General features: G+C 60.7%; 17 protein-coding genes. 10 read left to right on the forward strand and 7 right to left on the reverse strand.

The features are described from left to right. Positions 1-510 precede the first annotated feature (510 nt). Complete coding sequence (locus ORG26_RS19525) at positions 511-2,889, forward strand: TonB-dependent receptor (protein ID WP_266369444.1); 2,379 nt, start codon at positions 511-513, stop codon at positions 2,887-2,889. Between the two features lie 36 nt (positions 2,890-2,925). Here the strand turns inward: ORG26_RS19525 and ORG26_RS19530 are convergent, their stop codons facing one another. Further along, positions 2,926-5,052, reverse strand: a complete 2,127-nt coding sequence (locus ORG26_RS19530; protein ID WP_266364772.1) for a T9SS type A sorting domain-containing protein — start codon at positions 5,050-5,052, stop codon at positions 2,926-2,928. A gap of 262 nt (positions 5,053-5,314) precedes the next feature. Here ORG26_RS19530 and ORG26_RS19535 point away from each other — a divergent pair, with 262 nt between their 5' ends. Continuing rightward, positions 5,315-6,388, forward strand: a complete 1,074-nt coding sequence (locus tag ORG26_RS19535) for a sensor histidine kinase (protein WP_266364774.1) — start codon at positions 5,315-5,317, stop codon at positions 6,386-6,388. A 50-nt stretch (positions 6,389-6,438) separates the two neighbouring features. Here the strand turns inward: ORG26_RS19535 and ORG26_RS19540 are convergent, their stop codons facing one another. The 4 genes from ORG26_RS19540 to ORG26_RS19555 form a co-directional block, all read right to left on the reverse strand. After that, positions 6,439-7,062 carry a hypothetical protein gene (locus ORG26_RS19540; protein WP_266364776.1) on the reverse strand — a complete coding sequence of 208 codons (624 nt, stop codon included), beginning with the start codon at positions 7,060-7,062 and terminating at the stop codon, positions 6,439-6,441. A 117-nt stretch (positions 7,063-7,179) separates the two neighbouring features. Then, positions 7,180-7,728 carry a hypothetical protein gene (locus tag ORG26_RS19545; protein WP_266364778.1) on the reverse strand — a complete coding sequence of 183 codons (549 nt, stop codon included), beginning with the start codon at positions 7,726-7,728 and terminating at the stop codon, positions 7,180-7,182. Positions 7,729-7,848: 120 nt separating this feature from the next. Further along, a complete protein-coding gene (locus ORG26_RS19550; protein ID WP_266364780.1) occupies positions 7,849-8,865 on the reverse strand; it encodes a DUF3828 domain-containing protein in 1,017 nt (338 codons plus the stop codon). A 24-nt stretch (positions 8,866-8,889) separates the two neighbouring features. Then, the gene (locus tag ORG26_RS19555) at positions 8,890-9,975 is read right to left on the reverse strand and encodes a hypothetical protein (protein WP_266364781.1); all 1,086 of its coding nucleotides are present in this window, start codon (positions 9,973-9,975) and stop codon (positions 8,890-8,892) included. Positions 9,976-10,322: 347 nt separating this feature from the next. Here ORG26_RS19555 and ORG26_RS19560 point away from each other — a divergent pair, with 347 nt between their 5' ends. From ORG26_RS19560 to ORG26_RS19585, 6 genes are all read left to right on the forward strand, one after another. Then, a complete protein-coding gene (locus ORG26_RS19560; RefSeq protein WP_266364783.1) occupies positions 10,323-11,603 on the forward strand; it encodes a hypothetical protein in 1,281 nt (426 codons plus the stop codon). Between the two features lie 51 nt (positions 11,604-11,654). After that, entirely contained in the window at positions 11,655-12,842 is a 1,188-nt protein-coding gene (locus ORG26_RS19565; protein ID WP_266364785.1) for a carboxypeptidase-like regulatory domain-containing protein, read from the forward strand. A gap of 210 nt (positions 12,843-13,052) precedes the next feature. Further along, a complete protein-coding gene (locus tag ORG26_RS19570; protein ID WP_266364787.1) occupies positions 13,053-15,461 on the forward strand; it encodes a DUF7133 domain-containing protein in 2,409 nt (802 codons plus the stop codon). A 111-nt stretch (positions 15,462-15,572) separates the two neighbouring features. After that, complete coding sequence (locus tag ORG26_RS19575; protein WP_266364789.1) at positions 15,573-16,631, forward strand: sugar phosphate isomerase/epimerase family protein; 1,059 nt, start codon at positions 15,573-15,575, stop codon at positions 16,629-16,631. A gap of 13 nt (positions 16,632-16,644) precedes the next feature. Continuing rightward, on the forward strand, positions 16,645-17,439 hold the full coding sequence (locus ORG26_RS19580; protein WP_266364791.1) for an SDR family NAD(P)-dependent oxidoreductase: 795 nt from the start codon (positions 16,645-16,647) through the stop codon (positions 17,437-17,439). Between the two features lie 57 nt (positions 17,440-17,496). Then, entirely contained in the window at positions 17,497-18,795 is a 1,299-nt protein-coding gene (locus ORG26_RS19585) for an MFS transporter (protein WP_266364793.1), read from the forward strand. A 64-nt stretch (positions 18,796-18,859) separates the two neighbouring features. On the opposite strand, the gene ORG26_RS19590 is transcribed toward ORG26_RS19585, so the two are convergent. Further along, the gene (locus tag ORG26_RS19590) at positions 18,860-19,039 is read right to left on the reverse strand and encodes a hypothetical protein (RefSeq protein ID WP_323134299.1); all 180 of its coding nucleotides are present in this window, start codon (positions 19,037-19,039) and stop codon (positions 18,860-18,862) included. Between the two features lie 168 nt (positions 19,040-19,207). Here ORG26_RS19590 and ORG26_RS19595 point away from each other — a divergent pair, with 168 nt between their 5' ends. Together ORG26_RS19595 and ORG26_RS19600 are read left to right on the forward strand one after the other, a co-directional pair. Further along, on the forward strand, positions 19,208-20,014 hold the full coding sequence (locus tag ORG26_RS19595) for a nucleotidyltransferase domain-containing protein (RefSeq protein WP_266364796.1): 807 nt from the start codon (positions 19,208-19,210) through the stop codon (positions 20,012-20,014). A 128-nt stretch (positions 20,015-20,142) separates the two neighbouring features. Then, the gene (locus ORG26_RS19600) at positions 20,143-23,196 is read left to right on the forward strand and encodes an FAD-binding and (Fe-S)-binding domain-containing protein (protein ID WP_266364798.1); all 3,054 of its coding nucleotides are present in this window, start codon (positions 20,143-20,145) and stop codon (positions 23,194-23,196) included. 93 nt (positions 23,197-23,289) lie between these two features. Here the strand turns inward: ORG26_RS19600 and ORG26_RS19605 are convergent, their stop codons facing one another. After that, positions 23,290-24,138 carry a hypothetical protein gene (locus tag ORG26_RS19605; RefSeq protein ID WP_266364800.1) on the reverse strand — a complete coding sequence of 283 codons (849 nt, stop codon included), beginning with the start codon at positions 24,136-24,138 and terminating at the stop codon, positions 23,290-23,292. Positions 24,139-24,156: the final 18 nt, after the last annotated feature.

Genomic DNA, 24,156 nt, shown 5'->3' on the forward strand with positions numbered 1-24,156 from the left:
TGCCGTGTCTGACCAACCCGGCGGAAGGAGAAAGCTGAACTGTTTGCGACCGGTTACCCCGATGTCGCCGGTTGGCCCGTCGCATAGCGACCAAACCCGCTTCTTCGCCATAGTTTGGTCGCTACGCGACGGAAACACCAGGGGGTGCCCGAGGCTACAAACGTTGGGTCGCTGCGCGATGGAGACTTGGCAAATCACTCCGATTCAGGCGTTGAAAACATATTCTCCAGGCTGATACCGCATTAAAGGACTCGCCCGGCCGGAGGGTTGTCGCCCGGGGCCGGTTCGTGCCTGGGGACGGCCCGGCGTATAGCAGGCTCCGGTGGTCGAGCCGAAAGGCGGTTTCGTCGGTAAAATTGGCGGGCAGAAAGAATGGAGCGTTAACTTTCGGTCACTTTAGGCTTTCCTAAAAGATTTGTGGGCTATCTATTAAACTTCGTGTTCGTGAAACAAAGCTACTCCTTGCAAAATGCCTCCTTCGCCTCCGGACTCATCCTGCTCTGTGTCTGGATGTTGCTGTTTCTGTCCGTTCCGGCTCGAGCCCAGACCGACCGTTCGGTAAAGGTCAGCGGCCTGCTGCTGGACGAACAGCAGAAACCGGTTCCCTTCGCTACCGTCGCCCTTTTCCGAACCGGCGAAACGGCCCTGCTGACGGGCGCGGTCTCCAATGAATCGGGCCGGTTTGAACTCCAGGCCCGGCCGGGCAGCTACTTTCTGAAAATCACGGTGCTCTCGTACCAGGAAAAAGTGGTTCAGGGCGTTACGGTAGGCAGTCAGCCCGTCGAAATCGGGACGGTGAAGCTGGTGCCGAGCGCCAAAAATCTGGAGGAAGTCGTCATCAAAGGGGAGCAGAGCGTGATGGAACTGGCCCTCGACAAGAAGATCTTTCACGTCGGCAAAGACCTCGCCAACGCGGGCGGGACGGCGACCGACCTGCTCCGGAACGTGCCGTCGGTGGCGGTGGACGTGGAAGGCAACATCAGCCTGCGGGGCAGCGGCAGCGTCCGGATTCTGATCGACGGCCGCCCGTCCGGGCTGGTCAGTCTGAAAGGCGGGGCCGGGCTCCAGCAGTTGCAGGGCAGCATGGTGGAGCGCATCGAGATCATCACCAACCCGTCGGCGCGCTACGAAGCCGAGGGCATGGGCGGCATCATCAACATCATTCTGAAAAAAGACCAGAGCCAGGGCTTCAACGGCTCGTTTGACCTCATTGCGGGCAATCCGGCCAACTACGGCGCGGCGGCCAACCTGAATTTTCGCCACCGCAAGGTGAATTTCTTCGTCAATTATACCGGCTCGTACCGGAATACGCCCGGACGCAACTCGCTCTACCAGCGCGTTTTCGAAGACGATACGACCATCACCAGCCGCCAGCGCATGGAAAGCCGCCTGAACGGACGCTTCAACACGGCGCGGGGCGGTATCGACTTTTTCATTAATTCCAAAAACACGCTGACGGGCGCCTATACGTGGCGGAAAAGCATCGGAAAGCGGTTTGCCAACATCGACTACCTCGACTACGCCCCGAACACGGAAGTGCTCAGTTCGCTGACCTACCGGACGCAGGACGAGACCGAAACCGAGCCGAACTCCGAGTATGCCCTGAGCTGGAAACGCACCTTCGCCCGCAGCGGCCACGAACTGACCGCCGACCTGCGCTACCTCGACAACTGGGAAAGCTCCGACCAGCTTTTTACGGAACGGCGGTTCCTGCCCGGTGCCACCCGGCCGGTGGGCGATACCCTGTTCCAGCGTTCCCTGAACGACGAAACCGAAAAGCAGTGGCTGGCGCAGATCGATTACGTGCAGCCGTTCGGCAAAGACGGGAAATTTGAGGCCGGAGCCCGGAGCAGCTTCCGGGACATGACCAACGATTTTACGGTGCTGCAACGGGTCACCCAAACGGTCTGGGAGCCGCTGCCAAACCTGACCAACGATTTTCTGTACGAAGAAAATATCCACGCGCTGTACGGCATTCTGGGCAACAAAGCCGGGAAATTCTCCTACCAGGCAGGTCTGCGCGCCGAGTGGACGGACGTGACGACGACGCTCCGGCTGACCCGGGAGGTGAACCCGCGCCGGTACGCCAACCTGTTCCCGAGCGTTCACCTGACCTACGAACTGCCCCGGCAGCACGCCCTGCAGGTCAGCTACAGCCGCCGTGTGCGCCGTCCGAACTACAACGACCTTAGCCCGTTTATGACCTACAGCGACGCCCGCAACTTTTTCAGCGGCAACCCGGACCTGAACCCGGAATTCACCGACGCCTTCGAACTGGGCCATATCCAGACGATGCGCAAAGGCTCCATCAGTTCGTCGCTGTACTACCGGCACACCACCGGCAAGATTCTGCGCATCCGCCGCGTGGACGAGAACGGTTTTTCGAACACCCGCCCCGAAAACCTGGCGGTGGAAAACTCGTTTGGCTATGAATTTACGGCGGCGTATTCGCCCTGGAAATGGTGGAAACTGGACGGCAGCTTTAATTTCTTCCGGGCCATCACCGACGGCGACAACCTCGATACCGGGTTTAAAAGCGATACCTACAGCTGGTTTACGCGCCTCAACTCGCGGGTGACCATGCTGAAAGGAACGGATTTCCAGCTGCGCGGCAACTACGAAGCGCCGCAGCAGATGCCCCAGGGCCGCCGCAAAGGATTGGCCGCGCTGGACATCGCGTTCAGCCGCGATATTCTGAAAAACAACGCGACGCTGACGCTGAACGTCATCGACGTGTTCAACTCCCGCGTGTTCCGGAGTATCACCGAAGGTCCCAATTTCTACACCGATTCGCGCTCGCAGGGCCGTTTGCGGCAGGTCAACCTGACGTTCAACTACCGGCTGAAGCAGGCTAAGAAGAAAGGCAAGGAATTTACGGATGGCCTGTAATCGTCGGGGCCGCGGCTCAGCCGCGGCCCCGAACGGTTATTCTTTCAGCAAATTAACCCGCTGAACACCCGCGGCCGTGCTGACCTGCAGAATGTACAGCCCATTGGCCAGATTGGTCAGAGGAACCACCTGCCGCTGGCGTTCGGATTTCACCTCGACCGTCTGCTCCCAGACGACCCGCCCCTGCAGATTGCTCAGGACCAGCCGCGCCGCCTGACCGCTCAGCCCCGACAGTTCGACCGTCGTCTGGCTGCGGGCGGGATTCGGGAAGGCACTCAGCCGGAGTTTAGGCACAGCAACCTTGTCGGGTGCGCTTTCAGACGCCAGCCTCGCCCCGTAAATGGGCGTTCCTTCCTCGCAGTAAGTCGCAAAGGTGCGGGAGGCGTAGGCCCCGTTGGGCAGGCGGGCTTCCAGCGTAAATACGGTGCCCGACCGCTGATGCACCGGGACGGTGAAATTACGCGACGGCCCCCAGTCACGCAGACCGGCAACGCGGAATTCTGCACCAGGCGCCCAGCGATTGGCCTCGAAAAACAACGACCCGGAGGCGCAACTGTACGTGGGGGTGGTTATAACCAATTGCGGATTGTCGAACCGGAAACAAATCGTAGAGAACAGCCGCTGGACCACCACGTCACCCTGCCGGGCTTCCAGCGTAAACGTGGTGCCGTCGGCCTGGTGCGCCGGGATGGTGAACAGGGGCGAGGCACCCCAGTCGCGCAGCCCGGCAACGCGGTATTCGATGGGTCCGCCGCTGCCGCCCGCCGTAGCGATGGTTACGTTGCCCGTCTGGCAATTGTGCACCGGCTCCAGAATGCGCAGCGGCTCGATGACCTTAAACAGCCAGTAGTCGGTGCCGCCGCGGTTGCCGATGACATCCCAGTTGTTGGAACCGGTGTTGCCGAGGACCATGTAATTTCCTTCCGGTGTCAGCGCCACGCTGACGGCCTCATCCGAGCCGCTGCCGCCGAAGGTCCGCTCCCAGACCACATCGTTGTCGCTGTTGAACTTCACAAGCCAAGCGTCGCTGGAACCCCGCTGGCCCTGCTCATTGACGGGCAATGAAATGCCGGCGACCAGGTAGCCGCCGTCGGGGGACGGGGTTACCGAACCGGCGCGAACCTCGCGGCCCGGTCTGCGCAGCTGTCGCCGCCAGCTCCAGGCGTCCGTGCCGATAAAGAAAGAGGTTCTTGTCGTTATCCAGGCTTCGGGCTGGCTGAAGCCGGCAGGAGTAAGCGCGGTGGTCGTGCCGGTAAGGGTGTAATCGCCCTGCGACAACCGGGTCAGCGACGTGATGTTGTCATTGTCCGGCCCGCCGACGGTTTTCTGCGCCTCCAGATTGCCCGATGCGCCGAGCTGAACCATCCAGATGTCGTACTGCCCGTTGTTGCCCACAACGTCCCCGTCCCGGGAGGCCGTGACCGCCCCGATAAGAAACCCGGCACCAAACCGGCCGGGGACGATAAACCGGCCCTGGTCAACGGAACTGCCGCCCAGCGCTCGCTGCCAGAGCAGGTCGCCGGTTCCGGTCAGTTTCAAGACCCAGATGTCGCTTTCTCCGTGCTGTCCGCGCACATCCCCATCGTGGGAGGTGGTGGTGCCGGTAAGGGCAATTCCACCGTCGGAAGTAATCATTACATCGCTGGCTGAATCACTCCCGGAGCCGCCAAATCGTCTGACCCAGACTAAGTTACCGCTTGCGTCGAGTCGGGCAACCAGCAGGTCGTTGTCTCCTTTGGCCGGTAGCGGCACATTGCCGTTTTCAGACGTTGTGAGTCCGGCTACCACACAGCCACCGTCGGGAGTGGCCGCTACTGCGCGTAATTCATCGACGGACTGTCCGCCCAGTGTTTTCTGCCAGAGCCATTTCCGGTCTTTGTCGATTTTGACGATCCAGCCTTCGCTGAAGCCTTTGCTGCCCACCACGTCACGGTCATTTCCGTAGGTGTAACCCACCAGAAAGTAGCCACCGTCCGCGGAGGCCACTATTTTCTGGGCGTAGTCTTCTCCGGTGCTGCCGTAGGTGTTTTGTCCGGCAAACGTCTGGGCCCGGGTGGGAGCGACGAAAGAGAAAGAAAGCAGGGCGAGCCACAAAGTAGCGGCCAGCCAGTTGATGTCGCGGAACCGGACCGCGGTCGGAAGGAGCGATAGAATTCGTTTCATAACGGATAGGATTGTTGGTTTTGTCTCGCTGTCAACTTTTGAAAGCAGCACTAATGTATCCCGGCAGGGGATGGAGACAATGCCCGGAAGGGTGATCTTTGTCATCGGTCCGACTGACATTCGACCGGGGCGAAGGCAGGGTGAGCCGGGCAAAGGACAAGTCCGGCAACGGGAAAAACCGGCGTTGCCGCTGCGTCACTGCTTATGAACAATTTAGGTATTTTCTGTAGCTTTGGGCATAGCCACATAACGCCGCTTTTTGATGAGGTCCCTGAACTATTCCCGCTACGACTGGGTGTTGCAGCTTCTGATTCTGCCGGTGTACATCGGACTGCTGAACTGGATTCTCATCGGGGAGACGTACTGGCAGAACCGCAGTACGCTGCTGATGGCAACGGGCATAACGTTTGTGACCTCGTTTGCCAACTGGCTCGTCAATAACCAGGTGGCGGCGTTTGTCAACCGGAAATTCGGCGACCCCAACATCTTCCTGCTGCGCTCGATGATCCGGTTCGTCTGCACGTCGTCCGTATCAACCTCGTTCGCCTGTCTGCTGTTCGGGCTGTACACTATCCTCGAACTGCCCGGTTTTGTGGCCGACGGCGCCCGCCTCGCGTTCGGAATCCTGTATACGCTGGGAATCGTTGCCGTGGTCATCATTACGTACGAGGGAATGGATACGTATAGGTACTGGATGCAGTCGCGCCGGGAAGTGGATACGCTCAGCAAGGCGCAGCTTCAGGCGCAGTTCGATGCCCTCCGGCAGCAGGTAAATCCGCATTTTTTGTTCAACAGCCTGAATTCCCTCATTTCGCTCATAGACGAAAACCCCAGACAGGCCGGGATTTACGCCGAAGAACTGAGTTCGGTCTACCGGTATCTTCTCCGCAGCAACGAAGCCCCGCTGGTTCCCCTGTCTACCGAACTGGACTTTGTCACCTCGTATTATCACCTGCTGAAAACCCGCCACGGCGACGCTATCCAGCTGGTGACGCGCATCCTGCCGGGCATGGAAGAACGGCAGCTTCCGCCGCTGACGTTGCAGCTGCTGATCGAAAACGCCGTTAAACACAACGTGGTGCTGCCCGAACAGCCGCTGACCATTCTGCTCGCGACGGACGGACCTCAGCTGGTGGTGAGCAACAACCTCCAGCGCAAACCCAGCCGGACGCTGTCCAACGGCGTGGGCCTTTCCAACATCCTGACCAAGTACCAGATGCTGGGCCAGCCCGCCCCGGTGATCGAAGACAACGGCCGCGAGTTCCGGGTGAGGCTGCCACTGGTGGACTCCACCAAGGCGCCCGACTCCCCGAATGTCCCGGCGAAAACCCGGTAATTTTTGTTGAGGGAAAGCCCTGCGGAAAGCATTCCCGGAAAGCCGAAAAGTCAGCGCAGCCGCTTCACCCGGAAAATACCTTCTATCGAAGCTGTTCCGGCCGTTACTCCAGTACTCGTAGCCCGGGTCCAGCCCGCCGGGCTGAGCGTAAACGACCCCACCACGTAATCGCCGCCCGCCGGACCCACCTCCGCAATAATGAGCGAACCTCCGCTGATGAGGGGCTTATTGCCTTGAATGTAAACGTGCTGATACAGCATGGTGCCGACGGTATGACTGAAGGCCACGTCTGCACTCAGAGTCCAGGCGTACGTGCCCGGGCTTCGGCCTTTCCAGCCCAGAGAGATGTAATCGCCACCCTTAAAGGCCGCCACGATGTTCTGGGTGCTGTTGGCATCGCCGTCGAAGGTCTGCCAGTCGCCGCCATCGATGCGGATGGAAATGCCCTCGGGCACCACGAAAATGCGGGCCAGAACCCGTCCTACCACGATGCCGTCCGTCCGGAAGACCACTTCTACCAGAGCGGGGGTCTCGGCGCTTAACTTGGTCGGGGCCGTGTAGGTGCCTTTGTTCAGCCGGGAGTCCAGCTTTCCGGGGCCAATCAGGGTCCAACTGTCGATGTATTTCTGATCCACCAGCATGGACGTGGTGACGGGAATGGTTTTGGCCGCCAAACCCTTGACAACTGCCAGTTTGGCCCGGTCAATGACCTGCCAGACCTTCAGCTCGACGCTCTGGCCCGGTTCGAGGTAGGATACGTCCGGGTCGATGCTGACCGATTTGACAAACGTTCAGTCGCTGAAATGGGTCGTTTTTACCGAAATCGTCTTCCGGTTTTTGTCCAGCTCCTGCCCGACGGGAGCCTCCCAGATATCCTTGTCGGTCTGATAAACAATGGCCAGCGCCTCGGCGGCGAAGTTGGTCAGGTCCTCGTTCCCGTACCGGAAAGAGATCGTCGCGGGCTGGTCGAAGGTCAGGCCGTGGGGCAGCAGCCGGAACGCCTGGCCGGTGCCGCCGGGACAGTGGTTCTGGTCGAGCGGCTGCACCGAAATCGTCTGGTTGCTGGTCAGGGCACCGGCCGGAATGTCTACCCGAATGCGCTTGTCTTCGGACTCGATGGAGCTGCCCGCCGGTCCGATGACCGCCGTCAGGAGAGTGCCCACGGGCGTCCCGACCGGGGTGACGGCGCCGCTGGCGGTGGTTCCCGACGCCGGACTTCCCGTTCCGGGTGTTTCAGGGCTTTGTTCCTGTTCGGGTTTCAGAATTTCGGTTTCCTTTTTGCAGGAAAAGGCGGTAATGAGAAGCGCAAGGCTTATCAGAAAAGTGCAGAGCTTGTTCACGAGTAAAGTTGTTTTGGCGCTTCAAGGATGCGGCGCTCTGGCGGCGCGCCCAGCGGGGAGGTCCGTGAAACGGAAAAAGCCGCTCCTGAGGCGGCTTTTCGGGTTGGTCAGTAAACGGCTTTAGTCCCGTTCAAAAATCAGCGCGTTACTCAGGACGTATTTTTTCGCTTTTTCTGACGTCCGGCCATCCGTCTCCGTGGTCGTTTTGATCGCTACGCCGTTGCCGGAAACCACCGCGCTGATGGTTTTGAGGTATTCAACCCGGTCGGCATAAAATACCTGGTCCCAGAACAGCATTTTCGCCGTATTGTCGTACTGAACCAGCCAGGCTTCCGTCTCGCTGTCGCTGTCCCGGGCCGCGAGGACAATCGTGTTTCGGCCGTTGGCGAGCAGCGTGTCCAGCACGACGATTTTTATGTGGGGGTCCTGCCGAAGATCATCCGGAATGATATTGCCCAGTTGCAGCCGGGTAAACTCCGCCTCCGAAAGGTCCGGGCGACTCGCCGTCCGGGCGGCCACGTACGCCTCATCGACCGTAACCGATTTCAGCTGAACCGGCCCCGCCCCGAGTCCCATGTCGCATTCAATGCGGGTGATGCGCCACCGGCCGTTTTCCCGTTTCAGTTCGATATTCCGCTCCATCGGACGGTCGAAATGGTTGCCGAAAAGCGTGGCCAGCACCTTGTCCGGCCCCAGCTTCCGGAGGCGAACGGGCGAATCGGTCCAGAACGCCGGGTCCCAGTCCTGCGCGCAGAAGTACTTGTCGGCATCCAGACAGGAGGGCACGTCATCCACCGCTTCGGCCTGCCATAACTGGCTGCATTCCCGGTAAAAAGCGTACTCACCGGCGATGAATTCGTCGCTGACGAAGCCGCTGGCCTTGAAATGGGCAAAATACCGTTCCAGCCGGGGCTGGTTCAGGGCCAGATGTTCGTCCCGTTCTTCGGTAAAATCGACCCGTTTGGTACTGTCCTGCGAAAAAGCGATGTACCATTTATAAAACCCGTGGACCGTCTGGGCAATGGCCGCCGAGTCGGAGGGCGGGGTGCCGGTCGCGGAAAGGGTGCTGTTCGGCGTCTTTTTCTGGCAGGCCAGCAGTCCGGCCGCCAGCAGGACAAGGAAGGTAAAGTGTTTCATTTGCCTGTTTTCAAGGGTAAAAACTTATTTTTTATGGTTCTTCAGCCACTCCTCCACGACATCCGTCGCCGTGAAACGCACGTCCCGAAACCGCTCGGGCGGCGGGGTGTTCAGGGCCTGCCGGAGCCGGACGACATGGGGGTAAAAATCGACGCCCTGATTCAGGAACTGGTCGTCGATGGCCCGCAGCATCCGGGCGATGCCGTACGAGTCGAAGCTCCAGGATTGCAGGTTGTTGCTGTCCTGAATGTCGGCCCGGACGCTTTCGGCCAGCCACAGGATGCTTTCGTTCAGCGGTCCGGCAAACTGCCTAGGGTGTTCAACCCGGTTTCCGTCCAAAAAGTAGTACACTTCCCGGTAGGCTTGCCGGTCTTTCAGTAGCGCCAGAATTTCGGCTTCCCAGGCCGGATGGGTTTTGATTTTGGCCACCGCCGCCTGCCGGATGTCGTCGGGCCGAAGCCGGGTGGAGTAGCTCAGGAGGTTAATGATGGGGTCGGTGGGCTGGTGGGCGGCGATATTGGCCAGATTGCGCTGGTGCCACTCGTCGGCCTGGGCCTGCTGACGGGCCTGCTCGGCCGCTGCCTGTAAGGCCGAATCACGGAGATAGCCCACGGCCAGCCCGCCGCTGTAGACCGTGCTGATGAGCAGAGCGGCGAAAAACAGTCCCGGCAGGACCGGCGACGGCAGGCGCTGTGCCCATCCGGCATTCAGCGAGAGCCACCCGGCCGCCAGCCACAGCAGCGGAATCCAGACCTGCCCGTGCCCGACCGCCAGCCCGTGCAGAAACGACGGGTAGGTCTGGTCGTCGGCGGAGTGCCATTCCCATTTGAAAACGGCGCAGAAAAAGGTCGTCAGTGTGATAAAGAGCCAGGAAAGCAGCACCAGCGTGGTCCGCAGGCCCGGATTCCGGGAAACCCAGTGCAGGCTGCCGCCCGCCAGCAGGGAAATGCTGAAGGCCAGACTGCTGAGCGCAAAGCCCAGACCCAGGAACGCCAGTCCCAGCCCGTACCCCATCGCGTTCTCGCCGACCAGCGAAGGCTTGGAGGCGGTCAAAAGGGCCAGTCCCAGATAGAACAGGGCGGTAGCGAAAAAAAAGAGGTATCCAAACATGGTGAACAGAGTGTGGCGATCCGGTCATTACGTTGCCGCCGGACCTGGTGCAAAAATGGCGGGGCGGCCGACGGGAACGAAATATTTGTACGTGAAAGGCAGAATTGCCGGGGCGAATCGGGGCGGAACGAAACTGAAATGCAGGGCGGTGGTCCGGAACGCCGCTGGTCTTTGTCGCCCCGTTGGCAGCGAACGCCGTCCGGCCGCCTTTTGGCAGTTCATCGGCCGTTTCCCGCAATTCATCAGTCGGCGCCTTTCCGCACCGGCGGATTTGGCGGACTTTCGGGGCAACCAGTAAACAACTGATACCCGAAATTTCCATGTTTATCCGACAACAAACACACCGTATGGTCTGCGGCCTGCTCATGCTGCTGGCCGCTTCCTGCCAGCAGCCCGACAAAACGACCGACCCCGCGCCGGAATCCGGAACGCCGACCGAACTGGGCCAGCCGATGGGGGCCGCCGTCAGCAAAAGCATTGGACCCGCCGGCGGCACCATTGCCCTGCCCGACGGCAAACTGACGCTGGTGTTCCCGGCCGGTGCCCTTTCCCGGGAAACCACCATCAGCATCCAGCCCATCGAAAACAAAGCCCCGGGCGGCACCGGACTGGCCTACCGCTTCGGGCCGGACGGTGCGCAGTTTGCCAAACCGGTGCAGCTGACCTGGCGTTACCGCCCCGAAGACCTGGCGGGAACGGCCCCCGAAGCGCTCGGCATCGCCTTTCAGGGCAGCGACCGCGTCTGGATGGGAACTACGAATGTGACTGTTGATAAAAATGCCCGGACCTTGACGGCCAGCCTGCCGCACTTCAGCGACTGGAGCATCTACGAACAGTATTTCATGACGCCGACCGAAGCGGCGCTGGCCCCGGGCGAAACCGTGCAGCTCGACGTGTTCTACCAGCCGGGGCGGCGCGAAGCCAATCCCGACCGCCCCGACCCGGACGATCTGATCACCCCGCTGGTCGAGGCGCGAAAAATGGACCGGTCGCAGGTGAAGAACTGGCGCGTCAACGGGCAGGACCTGGGCAGCCGCTTCGACGAAAACTCCGGCGCGCTGACGGTGCTGAACGAAGGGGCGAGCGCCACCTACCGCGCTCCGAACAAGGTTCCGGCGACGCCGTACAACCCCGTGGCGGTCAGCGTCGAACTGGTGATGAAAGGCGGGCCGCAGATTCAGTTTGTGACTAACCTGACCATCGCCGCCGCCAACGAACTGACGGTTGGCAGCCGGAAAATCCAGACGCCGACCGTCACCCTGACCGTCGCCGAGCCGATCCTGTCGGTGCTGATGACGGAACTGGCGCAGGACGCGCCGCTGGCAAACCAGGTGTACCTGTCGGCCGGGGTGGGCAAATTCACCGGCACGGGCACGTACTCGACGGACGATCACGACTTCAACAGCATCGTGGCCGGAACCAGCGACGGGACGAGCTACACGGATATGTACGTCGATCAGTTCGGCGTTCGCCACGATACCCACGCCAAAATCACCGTTACGGAATACAACCGCGCCAAAAAAATCATCCGGGGACGCATTTCGGGTTCGCTGAAGCATTTCGATGACCACACCTACGAGGTGAAAACCATCCAGGTGGACGGGGTTTTCCGGGCGGCAATGCCCTGAAGGACGTTCCCGCGGCTCCCGGAAATGGCCCGAAATGCGTACCTTCGGGCCATGGTACGCTTTATGAAACGGTTTGTGTTTCTTCTTTTCCTGCTCGGTCTGCCGGGCCTGTCGTTCGCCCAGCGAACCATCGAAGGCCGGGCGGTGGATGCGGTCACGCGTAAGCCGCTGGAATTTGCCAACGTCTTCGTCAGCAATACCACCCGGGGGCAAAACACCGACGAAAAGGGCCATTTCAAACTGACCGGCGTGCCATCCGGGGCCGTCGATCTGGTCGTGACCTACCTCGGGTACGAGACGTTCAGCCTCAAGATCAATGCCGACACGCTGGCGCGGCCGCTGTTGATCCTGCTGACGCCCAAAGCCAGCGAACTCCAGGCGGTCACCATCAGGCGGCTGCGCAACGGCTTTCAGGACTATTTTCCGCTGTTCCGGAAAAATTTTATCGGCGAAACGGCCTTTTCAAACGATTGCCGCCTGCTGAATCCCAAAGCGCTGTGGTTTTCCCTGAGCGACGACGGCAATACGCTTCTGGTCCGGGCCGATGAGCCGCTGGTGATCGAAAACAAGGCCCTGGGGTACCTGGTCCGCTACACGCTGGAGGAGTTTACCTGTAATTTCAGGTCGCAGTACGTCAGTCATTACGGGTACGCGCTGTTCGAAGAAATGACTTCCAAAAACGCCCGGCAGCTCCAGAAATGGGAGGCGAACCGCCGGAAAGCGTACTGGGGTTCGCCGCAGCATTTTCTGAAGGCGCTCGTCGACCGGCAGGCCGCGGCGGAAGGGTACACTCTGTACCGGCTCATCCGGGACCCAAAACAGGAAGCTTCGGACCGACCCGACGAAGGGCCGACCGGGGCGGTTCCGCCGGACCGCAGCCGGGATACCACGCTCCGGAAAATGCCCGTCGGGGCGTTCGACAAATACGTGCAGTATCTGGTCAACAAGCCGCTCAGCGAATCGGCCGTGCTCAGCCAGACGGGCGGCCAGCACCGGCTCCGGTTCGGGGATTACCTGTACGTCATTTTTCATAAAGAATACGAAGAACCCCGCTTTCTGCCCGCCAACCAGTGGAAAGTACCCCAGACATCCATCCTCTGGCTCGCCGACGAATCGGCCGTGGTCGACCCCAGCGGCAGCCTGCCCGACCCGCTTTCGGTGGTGTTTGAAGGGCGGTGGGGCCGCGAAAAAATGGGCGAACTGCTCCCGCTCGACTACCAGCCGTGGGAGGGACGCTAACGCAGCATTCGCGGTCGGTTCCCGAAAATTCACTCTTTTGTTCGGGCCGTTAACGCCTTTTTCCGGGAACGAACCTTGGCCGCGGCGCATCGTTTGGTATTTTTTGCGGGAAGAAATTGTAAAATGCCCTGATGTGATAGTAGTATTTGCTGTCGTCCGGCGACTTTATGGATTAAAATCTATTTATCCGTAAAGCCCTGCTGAGCCCTCATGCGAACCTCTGCTGTTCTGATCGGTTGCTTTGGAATAAGCCTGCTGTGCCTGACTGCCCTGAAAACGACGGACGACGGCCCTTCGCCTGCCCTGACGCCCGAACAGGAGCGGGCCACCTTTCAGCTTGAACCGGACCTGGACATCCAGCTCGTGGCGGCCGAACCGATGGTGCAGGACCCCGTCGTGATTCAGTTTGACCCGGACGGGCGGCTGTGGGTCGTGGAAATGCGGGGCTTTATGCCGACTGTCGACGGGCAGGGCGAAAAACAGCGCGTGGGCCGCGTCTCAGTGCTCGAAGATGCCGACGGCGACGGCCGCATGGACCGGAGCACGGTGTACCTCGACAGCCTCATCCTGCCCCGCGCGCTGGCACTGGTACCCGGCGGGGCGCTCGTCGCCGAAAATAACGCCCTCTGGATGACCGAAGACCGGAACGGCGACCTCCGCGCCGACTCCAAAACCCTCATCGACCCCGATTACGCCGGAAATGGCCTGCCCGAACATGCCGGAAACGGCCTCTGGCGCGGGGTGGACAACTGGTATTACAACGCCAAATCGCGGTTTCGGTACAAGCTGGTCGGCGGCAGCTGGAAACGCGACAGTACCGAATTCCGCGGGCAGTGGGGCCTCAGCCACGACGACAAGGGGCGGCTGCTGTACAATTACAACTGGTCGCAGCTGCACGGCGATCTGGTGCCGCCCAATTACCTGTTTCGGAACAAAAACCACACGCCCACGACCGGCATCGACCACGGCCTGACCGTCGACCGCCGCATTTATCCCATTCGACCCACCCCGGCCGTCAACCGGGGGTATATTCCCGGTACGCTCGACAAGGCCGGGAAGCTGCTGGAATTTACGGCGGCCTGTTCGCCGCTGGCCTACAGGGGCAAGGCGCTGCCGGCGGCCTACCACGGCAATATTTTCGTCTGCGAACCCGCCGGGAACCTCGTCAAACGGAACGTGGTCGAGGAAAAAGGGCCCATTCTGGCCGCCTCCGACCCGCATCCCGGCCGGGAGTTTCTGGCTTCCACGGACGAGCGTTTCCGGCCGGTGCACCTGACCGAAGGCCCGGACGGAGCTTTGTACGTGGCCGATATGTACCGGGGCATCGTGCAGCACAGCGCTTACATGACGCCGTATCTGAAAGAGCAGTCGGTCAGCCGCAATCTGGTTCTGCCCATCCACCGGGGCCGCATCTGGCGCATTGTTCCCAAAAACGGCCGGGCCGAACGTTCCGCAAAATTATCCGCGGAATCCTCCAGCCAACTGGTCGCCCGGCTCTCACATCCTGACGGCTGGCACCGCGATGCCTCCCAGCGGCTATTAGTCGAACGCGGGGACAAGACAGTCCGGCCCGCGCTGCTTCAGACCGTGCGGGAAGGCCGGTCCGAACTGGGTCGCTTTCACGCGCTCTGGACCCTGGAAGGGCTGCAGCAGCTTCAGCCTGTCGAGCTTTTTCCGCTCCTGACCGATGCCAGCCCACTCATCCGGACCACGGCCCTGCGGCTGCTGGAACCGTTTGCCGCCCGCGACCCAGCCGTTCGGGAAAGACTCGGCCAGCTGCTGCTCACCGAAAGCCCGAAAGCCGCCGAAGAGGTGGCGATTCAGATGGCGTTTACGGCGAATGGGCTGAGTCCGGCGGTAGCCAATCCGGTGCTGGAAAACCTGCTTCACCGGCACGGTTCGCTGCCGCTGGTGCGGGATGCCGCCCTGAGCAGTCTCCAGAACCGGGAGCTGGCCTTTTTGCAGTACCTCTGGAAATCGCCGCGCTGGCAGACCGCCGAACCGGCCAAGGAAATTTTTCTGGAAATGCTGACCACCGCCATCGTCCGCGGCCGGAAGGCATCCGACCTGGCGGCTCTTTCGGCGATGGCGAAAAGCACCAAAGCGCCCGACTGGCGGCAGGTGGCGCTCAAAAACGGCCTCTCGGTGCGCGGGGAAACGGCCGAAACAGCGCAGGCGGCGAAGAAAACGGCACTGAGTGGGGCCGACCAGGAGCAGTTCGCCCTGGGCCGACAGCATTACCTGACCACCTGCTCGGGCTGCCACGGCACCAACGGCGGGGGGCTGAACCGCTTTGCGCCGCCGCTCACGGGGTCGGACTGGGTGATGGGCGACGAGAAACGGCTGACGCTGCTGGTCCTGCACGGCATGGAAGGACCCGTGGAAGTGGCCGGAAAACGGTACGACGCCCCGGCGATCCTGCCCGTGATGCCCGCCCACACGACCATGGACGATGCCGTCATTGCCTCCATCCTGACCTACATCCGGAACGCCTGGGGCAACTCGGCCCCCCCGGTCAGTCGCCGGACAGTAGGCATGACCCGCATCACATCCCAGGGCCGCGTCATGCCCTGGAAAGCCGCCGAACTGAATGAGTACGTCTTGCAGGCGAAAAAGTGAATAAATGGGAAAGTGCTGGGTTTATAGTTTAGAGTTTAGGGTTGCTTCGCTATTTCCAAAACTGGCGGAGCAACTATAAACTATAAACCCCTGAACCCTAAACCAAAAATTATGGACCGACGTGATTTTTTACAGCAGGCTGCAGCGGGGGCTCTGGCCCTTTCGTTTCCGGCTTCTTTGGGTTTTGGAAAAGAAACCGGGATGGGCGTGGTAGTCCACTCGTATGGTAGCCGCTGGAACAGCAAAACGGCCAGTGCGCGGTTTCCGGCATTCACGAATGCTATCGATCTGCTGGAACACTGCGGCCGGATCGGGGCGGGTGGGGTGCAGGTGGTCGTGAAAGACTGGGCACCGGATTTTGTCCAGAAAGTCCGCGACCGGCGCGAAAACCTCGGGCTGTACCTCGAAGGGTCCATTGGGCTGCCGAAGAGACCGGAAGACGTTCCGGCGTTTGAAAAAGACGTTTGGGCGGCCCGGGAGGCCGGGGCGCGGGTGCTGCGGACGGTCAGTCTGGGCGGGCGGCGGTACGAAACTTTCCGGTCGCTGGCCGAGTTCGAAGCCTTTCAGAAAAGTGCGGTGCAGGCTCTGCAACTGGCCGAGCCGGTGCTGCGCCGCCAGCAGGTCCGGCTCGGCGTCGAAAACCACAAGGACTGGCGGGCCGACGAACTGGCGGCGGTGCTCCGGCAACTCAGCAGCGAGTGGATTGGGGCGACGCTGGATTTCGGCAACAGCATCGCCCTGCTGGAAGACCCCATGGCGGTGGTGCAGACGCTGGTGCCGTATGTCGTCAGCACCCACGTGAAAGACATGGCCGTGGAAGAGTACGCCGACGGGTTCCTGCTGTCGGAGGTGCCGCTGGGCAAGGGCCTGCTCGACCTGCCGAAAATCGTGGCGCTCTGCAAACAGCACAATCCGGCGGTAACCTTCAATCTCGAAATGATTACCCGCGACCCGCTCGAAATTCCGTGCCTGAAGGACGCATACTGGGCCAGTTTTTCCGGCCTGTCGGGCGGCGATCTGGCGAAGATGCTTCGGTTTGTCCGGCAGCACAAAGCCCCGACGGCGCTTCCCCGCGTCTCCCCGCTGAACGCCGAAGAGAAGCTGGCGGCCGAAGAACAGAATATTCTGGCCTGCCTGGCCTACAGTAAAGACAGCCTGGCAATGAAGTAAATAACCCTTTTGCATGCTACAGGAAACGACAACCGTACTCCCCGGAATCAAACAATTCGACCTCACCGGACGCGCCGCCATCGTAACGGGCGGTTCCAAAGGACTGGGGCTGGCCATGGCCGCCGGACTGGCTTCGGCCGGAGCCAATATGCTGCTCGTAAACCGCACGGCGGACGAAGGCGCCCGGGCCGCCGACGAACTGAGTCGGCACTACGGCATCCGGGCTTTGTCCTTCTCCGCCGACATTACGGACAAGGACCAGACCGAAGCGATGGCCCGGGCGGCGATGGAGGCTTTCGGCCGCATCGACATTCTGATCAACAGTGCGGGCATCAACATCCGCGGCCCCATCGACGAGATCAGTCCCGCCGATTTCGAAAAGGTCATGCGCGTCAACGTGACCGGAACCTGGCTCTGCTGCCGGGCCGTAACGCCCTACATGAAAGAATCCGGGCGGGGCAGCATCATCAACCTCGCCAGCACGCTCGGTCTGGTCGGGTTGGGCAACCGGACGCCCTACACGGCCAGCAAAGGGGCCGTGGTGCAGATGACCCGGGCGCTGGGCGTCGAACTGGCCCCGTTCAACATCAACGTCAACGCCATCTGCCCGGGTCCGTTTCTGACCGAAATGAACCTGCCGATTGCCGATACGGAAGAAGGGCAGAAGTTTGTCGTCGGGGCGACCGTGCTGGGCCGCTGGGGCCATCTGCGCGAAATTCAGGGCGCGGCGATTTTCCTCGCCAGTGACGCCGCGAGCTACATGGTCGGCTCGCTGCTGACGGTCGACGGCGGCTGGACGGCCCGGTAAGCTTCTAAACCATTCGGCCAAAACCATACAACCATTCAGTCATCTAACCGTACGCCCATGAAGGCACAAGGAAAAATGTCCCGCATCCGGTACGCCATGGTGGCGCTGGTGTTTGTCAACGTGGTGATCAATTACCTCGACCGGAGCAATCTGTCGGTGGCCGCTTCGGCCCTCGGCAAAGACCTCCGCCTGTCGAAGGTGGAAATGGGGTATATTTTCTCGGCTTTCGGCTGGGCGTATGCTTTTCTCCAGATTCCGGGCGGACTCATTGCGGACCGATACGCCCCGCGCGTGCTGTACGCTTTCTGTCTGATTACCTGGTCGGTTAGCACCGTTTTTCAGGGATTCGCCCGGGGCTTTGCGAGTCTGTTTGCGCTGCGGCTGGCAACGGGCACGTTCGAAGCCCCGTCGTACCCCATCAACAACCGGGTCGTGACGAGCTGGTTTCCGGACCAGGAGCGGGCGACGGCCATCGCGCTGTTCGTGTCGGGGCAGTTCATCGGACTGGCCTTCCTGACGCCGGTGCTCACGGCGTTGCAGGTGTCTGTCGGCTGGAAAGGGCTGTTTGTCGTGACCGGTCTGGTCGGTATTGTGTGGGGCGTTGTCTGGTATTTCTTCTACCGCGATCCGCTCGACCATCCGCGCGTCAGCGAAGCGGAACTGAACCATATCGAAGAGGGCGGTGGACTGTTCCGCGCCCGGAAAACGGGCCCCGGTCTGAGCGTCTGGAACCGCGAAAACCTGAAACAGGTGCTCAATCGCCGGACGCTCTGGGGAATTTACATCGCCCAGTTCTGCGTCAACGCCACCCTCTGGTTCTTTCTGACCTGGTTTCCCACGTATCTGGTAGAATACCGGAAGCTGGATTTTATCAAAACCGGCTTTCTGGCCTCGATTCCTTTTCTGGCCGCCTGCGCGGGGCTGTTGCTTTCGGGGTACATTTCGGATAAGATGGTGAAGGAGGGGAAATCCATCGGCGTGGCGCGCAAAACGCCCATCATCATCGGCATGCTGCTGTCGGTGAGCATCGTCGGGGCCAATTACACGGCCGACACGGCGATGGTCATTTTCTTCATGGCGCTGGCCTTTTTCGGGGCGGGGATGGCCTTGATTTCGTGGGTGTTCGTTTCCATTCTTTCCCCCAAACACCTCATCGGTCTGACGGGCGGCGTCTTTAATTTCATGGGCAATCTGGCGTCCATCGTCGTGCCCATCGTCATCGGTTACCTCGTCAAAGGCGGCAATTTTCAGCCCGCACTGGTGTTTATCGGCTCCCTGAGTTTCATCGGGGCGTGTTCGTACATCTTTATCGTGGGGAAAATCGAGCGGGTGAAGGAACTGGAGCCCGTCAGTTAACCCATCGGTCCGTCGCCCCGCTCAGAATTCTGAGCGGGGCGACGGACCGACGGACGACTTTTGATTATATCGCCTCATCCTTGGTGCCCCGGATCAGTCCGATGCCGGAGAAGAAAAAGATGCCGCCAAGCACCAGGTATACAAGGGACGCGCGGGCTACTCCGCCGCTGGTCAGGTCCATCGCGCCGTAAATCAATCCAATCAGGCCCGCAATCGTCAGCAGCAACCCGATGATCCGTTTCATGCTCATATCCGTTGAGTTTTTGGGTTTAAACTGTAGCATAAACCCGCTCGTCCGGCGGTTGACTGCACATCTTATTGACTGGTCTGTTTTGGCCCAAAAAAAGGCCGTTTGCAAAGAACGTTTCCCGAACAGGCTCGGTTATGGGATAATTTTCCAACCTGTTCTTCCATGAAAAATCCTCTCCTGAAAGCGTTTGCCGAAAAAGCCGTTCAGATTCTGTCCACCGACGAAAATGTGCTGGGGCTGGCCGCGGGCGGCTCCTGGATTACCGGCGAAACGGATGAATTTTCGGACATCGACCTGGTGCTCGTGACCCGTGACCGGATTGCGCCCGAACTGGCCGCCATGCGGTCGATGGCCGGGCGGCTGGGCACGGTGCTTTCTTCCTTCACCGGCGACCATGTCGGCGAGCCCCGCCTCCTCATTGTGCTCTACGACGACCCGTTGCTGCATGTCGATATCAAGTTTGTGACCCTGGCCGAACTGGCGCAGCGGGTAGAAAACCCGGTCATTCTCTTCGAACGGGATGAGGTATTGACGCGGGTGCTGAACACCACCGATTACCGGTTTCCGCAGCCGGATTTTACCTGGCTGGAAGACCGCTACTGGGTCTGGGTGCATTACGGCGTCGGCAAAATTGGCCGGGGGGAGTTTCTGGAGGCGCTCGATTTTCTTTCGTTCCTGCGCGGAATGGTGCTCGGGCCGCTGCTGCACCTGAAACACGGCAGTCTGCCCCGGGGCGTCCGGAAGCTGGAAATGATTCTTCCCGCTGACGATCTGGCCCGGTTACACGCCACCGTCGCCCGGCCCGAACGCGCTTCCCTGCTCGATGCGACCAGAGCCGCGGCGGCCCTGTACGACGACCTCAGCGGACTGCTCTATCCGGCGACCGTAACGCGCCGGTCCGCCGCGCGGGAGGCGGCCATACGCTATCTGGAAACGATTTCCCATCCGGAAAGCCAGCGGGCCGGATAAGTTGCGGCGGGAACCTGGGCGGGCGGCCGGGCGCGGATTTCTTCGGGCAGAGGGCCCAGGAATAGGCGGATGCGGACCCTTTTCCGCGTAAAAATTCGTACCTTTAGGGACTATTTTTTCGACCCATTATGTTCCGAATTGCCCCGCCATCGCTGCCCTTTGCCGACCTTCAGAAATCCCTGATCGGAAGCCTTTACTTCGACGATTCGCCGGAGCATACGGCCATGCGACGACTGTTTGCGACGGATGCGTCCGTTTATCAGGAAATGCCGCTGGCCGTGGCCGTTCCTCAAACGGTGGACGACCTCCGGCATCTGGTTCAGTTTGCCCGGCAGCACCGCACCTCGCTGATTCCGCGGGCGGCGGGCACCTCGCTGGCCGGGCAGGTCGTGGGCGGGGGAATCGTCGTGGACATCTCCAGTCATTTTACCAAAATTCTGGAAATCAACCCCGAAGAGCGCTGGGTGCGTGTACAGCCGGGCGTCATCCGGGACGATCTCAACGCTTTTCTGAAGCCGTACGGGCTGATGTTTGGCCCCGAAACGTCCACGGCGAGCCGGGCGATGATCGGCGGGATGATCGGCAACAACTCCTGCGGACTGCACTCCATCGTCTGGGGCGCTACCCGCGACCATCTGCAACGGGTCAACGTGCTGCTCAGCGACGGGACCGAAGCCGAATTCGGGCCGCTCACCGAAGCCGGATTCCGGGCCAAATGCGAGGGCCGGGGCGTTTCGGGTCCGCTCGAACAAGAACTTTACCAGCATATCGACGCGGTACTGCGTCAGCCGAAAAACCGGCAGCTCATCCGGGAGAGTTTCCCCAAACCAACCATCACCCGGCGGAACACGGGCTACGCGCTCGATGAACTGCTGGCGTTTTTTGAGGAGGACGGGGAGCCGCTTTCGGGGGGTGTAACGGGCACCAGCAGGACATTCAACTTCTGCCGCCTGCTGGCCGGTTCGGAAGGGACGCTCGCCTTTGTCACCGAGGCGAGGCTGGCCCTGCTGCCCCTGCCGCCGGCCGAAAGCGCGCTCGTTTGCGTCCATACCGATACCATCCGACATTCGCTGGAAGCCAATCTGGTGGCGCTGGAGCATCGGTGTTACGCCTCCGAACTGGTGGACGATTACATTCTGCAACTCACCAAAACCAACATCGAGCAGTCGAAGAACCGGGATTTTGTCCAGGGTGACCCGAAGGCGATTCTGATGGTCGAGTTCTTTGAGGAAACCAGCGAGGCCGTCCGGCAGAAAGCCGAAGCCCTGATTGCCGACCTGCGGGCGCGCGGCCTGGGCTACGCCTTTCCGATTCTGTTCGGCGACGAGGCCAAAAAAGCCTGGAACCTCCGCAAAGCGGGCCTCAGCATCATGTACAACATTCCGGGCGACGACAAGCCGGTGAACCTCATCGAGGACTGCGCCGTGGACGTCCGCGACCTGCCCGACTACATTGACGAGCTGGAAAAAATGGCCGCCGAAAAACACGGCCTGACGCTCGAATACTCGGCCCATGCCGGGGCGGGCGAACTGCACGTGCTGCCGCTGATCAACCTCAAGACCACCGACGGACGACAGAAATTCCGCGCCCTGCTGGCCGATACCGCCGAGTTGGTCAAAAAATACGGCGGCTCGCTTTCGGGCGAACATGGCGACGGGCGGCTGCGGGGCGAATTTATCCCGTTCATGATCGGGGAGGAGGCCTTCCGACTAGTGCAGGACGTCAAACGCACCTGGGACCCGCAGAACCTTTTCAATCCGGGCAAGATTGTCGATACGCCGCCGATGAACGAGGCCCTGCGGTACGAAGCCGACAAGGCCGTGCCCCAGCCCAAAACGGTGTTCGACTTTTCGGCGGAGGGCGGACTGCTTAATCTGGCCGAAAAATGCAGCGGCTCGGGCGACTGCCGCAAAACGCACATCACCGGCGGAACCATGTGCCCGAGCTATATGGCCACCCGCAACGAAAAGGAAACGACCCGCGCCCGGGCCAACATCCTGCGGCATTTCTACACCCGCGAAGGCCAGCCCGAAAAGCACGATTACGAGGAAGTGAAAGACGTACTGGACCTCTGCCTCTCCTGCAAAGGCTGCAAGGCCGAATGCCCGTCGAGCGTGGACATGGCCCGCATGAAAGCGGAGTTTCTGCAGCAGCAGTACGACGCCAACGGCACGCCGCTGCGCAGCCGACTGGTCGGTAATTTCACGAGGCTGATGGCCCTGGCTAGCCTCGCGCCCTGGGCCTACAACGCCATCTACAACACGCCCGCCCTCCGCCGACTCGCCAACCGCACCGTCGGCTTCCACCCCGAACGGACCATGCCGCACCTGGCGGGAACAACGCTCAGGAAGTGGTTCCAAAGCCGTCAAAAGTCGGCAGGCCGTTTTTCTGCGTCGAAATCCGGCGGCGCGACCCTTGACCGGCGACCGGCGACTAACCGACTTTACTTATTCTGCGACGAATTCACGAACTACAACGACGTGGAAGTCGGGCAGAAGGCTATTTTGCTTCTGGAGGGCCTGGGCTACGAAGTCATCCTGCCGGAGCATGCCGAAAGTGGGCGGACGTACCTTTCCAAAGGGCTGGTTCGCGAGGCCAAGGCCATTGCCGAAAAGAACGTGGCGGCGCTGAAAGACCTGATCACGGAGGACACGCCGCTGGTCGGCATCGAACCCTCGGCCATCCTGTCGTTCCGGGACGAATACCCCGATCTGGTTTCGGAACACCTGAAGGCCGACGCCTACCGTCTGAGTAAGCACGCCCTGCTGCTGGATGAGTTCATCGCCAGGGAAATTGACGCCCGTCGAATCCGGGAAGAAAGCTTTACGACCGAAAAAAAGCTGATTAAACTACACGGCCACTGCCATCAGAAAGCCCTGTCGTCGCTGACGGCCACCAAAAAGATGCTGTCGCTGCCCGCCGGTTACGAAGTGCACCTGATTCCGTCCGGCTGCTGCGGCATGGCGGGCTCCTTCGGTTACGAGGCTGAGCACTACGACCTTTCGATGCAGGTCGGCGAACTGGTGCTGTTTCCCACCGTCCGGAAGCAGCCCGAAGACGTCCTCATCGCCGCCCCCGGCACCAGTTGCCGCCACCAGATCAAAGACGGCACCGGCCGCAAAGCCCAGCACCCGGCGGAGATTCTGTACGAGGCGCTGAGGGGAAGAGTTTTGAATGATTGAATGTTGAATGACTGATTTGCTCCGCAGGCCTGAATTAGCGGAGCCATTTAACCATTCAACCTATCAATCATTCAAAATTCAATCATTCAAAATTCATTCAACGCACAAATACTGAAACGTCTGCTGCAGCTTCCTCGGTCCGGTGGTGTTTCCGGTGAGGTCGGTGGTGATTTTGATGGGGTTCTGGAAGGCGTCGAATTCCGGCTCGACGGTGGCGGCTTCGCGGAGGATGCGCTGGCCGCTGCGGAAACTGTAGCGCTGGTAACCCGACAGGCCCGTGCGCTGCAGGAACCGGCAGGGGTACGGGTCGGCCGGGTTGGTCAGGGACAGAACGGCCAGCAGCGTGGCCGGACCCACGTCCGCATAGGGCGAGCGGCGGCCCGTCTGATCGAACGAAAACTGCCATTCTTCTTCCGTCGCGCTGCCGTTCGAAGCGGTCAGCGTAACCCGCTGGATCTGCACGTTCTGGTCTTCGTTCGGCTGGAACCGAAAACTCCGCTGCTGATAAGGCGCACCCGCCGTACCCGGTTTCCAGACTTCCAGAATACGGCTCAGAGAGCCGCCTTCGTATTCCAGGCTGCACCCGCCCCGTTCGTTATTGCCGAGCATGTAGGCCACTTTTGCCAGCTGGTTCGAGGCGTTGTACTGGAAAATAAGCTGGTTGGCCGGGTTGTGCACGCTGACCGCCCGCACGGCCGTGGTGCCTTTGTATTCGATGACAAAACTGCTGTCGCGACCGGCGAGCTGATGGTTGTACTGAACGGGAAGGCCCTGCGCGTTGTAGGCAATCTGCTGGCGGGTGGTCGAAAGGACCACACCCTCCGCCGTCAGCTGCTCGGTTGATTGGGTAAGCTGACAGACGCGGTCCGAAAGGGTCGTCTGTGGCGACTGGCAGGCGGCGGCAAACAACAACAGCAAAAAAGACTTTCCGTTCTTTAACATGGGCCGGGATAGGTTGCG

The organism is Tellurirhabdus rosea (assembly GCF_026278345.1).
In the GTDB taxonomy this organism is placed as follows: domain Bacteria; phylum Bacteroidota; class Bacteroidia; order Cytophagales; family Spirosomataceae; genus Tellurirhabdus; species Tellurirhabdus rosea.

Excerpts from the sequence above, each read along its gene's own strand:
- ORG26_RS19525 (WP_266369444.1), top strand. The coding sequence starts at position 511 with ATGTTGCTGTTTCTGTCCGTTCCGGCTCGAGCCCAGACCGACCGTTCG.
- ORG26_RS19530 (WP_266364772.1), bottom strand. The coding sequence starts at position 5,052 with ATGAAACGAATTCTATCGCTCCTTCCGACCGCGGTCCGGTTCCGCGAC.
- ORG26_RS19535 (WP_266364774.1), top strand. The coding sequence starts at position 5,315 with ATGAGGTCCCTGAACTATTCCCGCTACGACTGGGTGTTGCAGCTTCTG.
- ORG26_RS19550 (WP_266364780.1), bottom strand. The coding sequence starts at position 8,865 with ATGAAACACTTTACCTTCCTTGTCCTGCTGGCGGCCGGACTGCTGGCC.
- ORG26_RS19555 (WP_266364781.1), bottom strand. The coding sequence starts at position 9,975 with ATGTTTGGATACCTCTTTTTTTTCGCTACCGCCCTGTTCTATCTGGGA.
- ORG26_RS19560 (WP_266364783.1), top strand. The coding sequence starts at position 10,323 with ATGGTCTGCGGCCTGCTCATGCTGCTGGCCGCTTCCTGCCAGCAGCCC.
- ORG26_RS19565 (WP_266364785.1), top strand. The coding sequence starts at position 11,655 with ATGGTACGCTTTATGAAACGGTTTGTGTTTCTTCTTTTCCTGCTCGGT.
- ORG26_RS19570 (WP_266364787.1), top strand. The coding sequence starts at position 13,053 with ATGCGAACCTCTGCTGTTCTGATCGGTTGCTTTGGAATAAGCCTGCTG.
- ORG26_RS19575 (WP_266364789.1), top strand. The coding sequence starts at position 15,573 with ATGGACCGACGTGATTTTTTACAGCAGGCTGCAGCGGGGGCTCTGGCC.
- ORG26_RS19580 (WP_266364791.1), top strand. The coding sequence starts at position 16,645 with ATGCTACAGGAAACGACAACCGTACTCCCCGGAATCAAACAATTCGAC.
- ORG26_RS19585 (WP_266364793.1), top strand. The coding sequence starts at position 17,497 with ATGAAGGCACAAGGAAAAATGTCCCGCATCCGGTACGCCATGGTGGCG.
- ORG26_RS19590 (WP_323134299.1), bottom strand. The coding sequence starts at position 19,039 with ATGAAACGGATCATCGGGTTGCTGCTGACGATTGCGGGCCTGATTGGA.
- ORG26_RS19595 (WP_266364796.1), top strand. The coding sequence starts at position 19,208 with ATGAAAAATCCTCTCCTGAAAGCGTTTGCCGAAAAAGCCGTTCAGATT.
- ORG26_RS19600 (WP_266364798.1), top strand. The coding sequence starts at position 20,143 with ATGTTCCGAATTGCCCCGCCATCGCTGCCCTTTGCCGACCTTCAGAAA.
- ORG26_RS19605 (WP_266364800.1), bottom strand. The coding sequence starts at position 24,138 with ATGTTAAAGAACGGAAAGTCTTTTTTGCTGTTGTTGTTTGCCGCCGCC.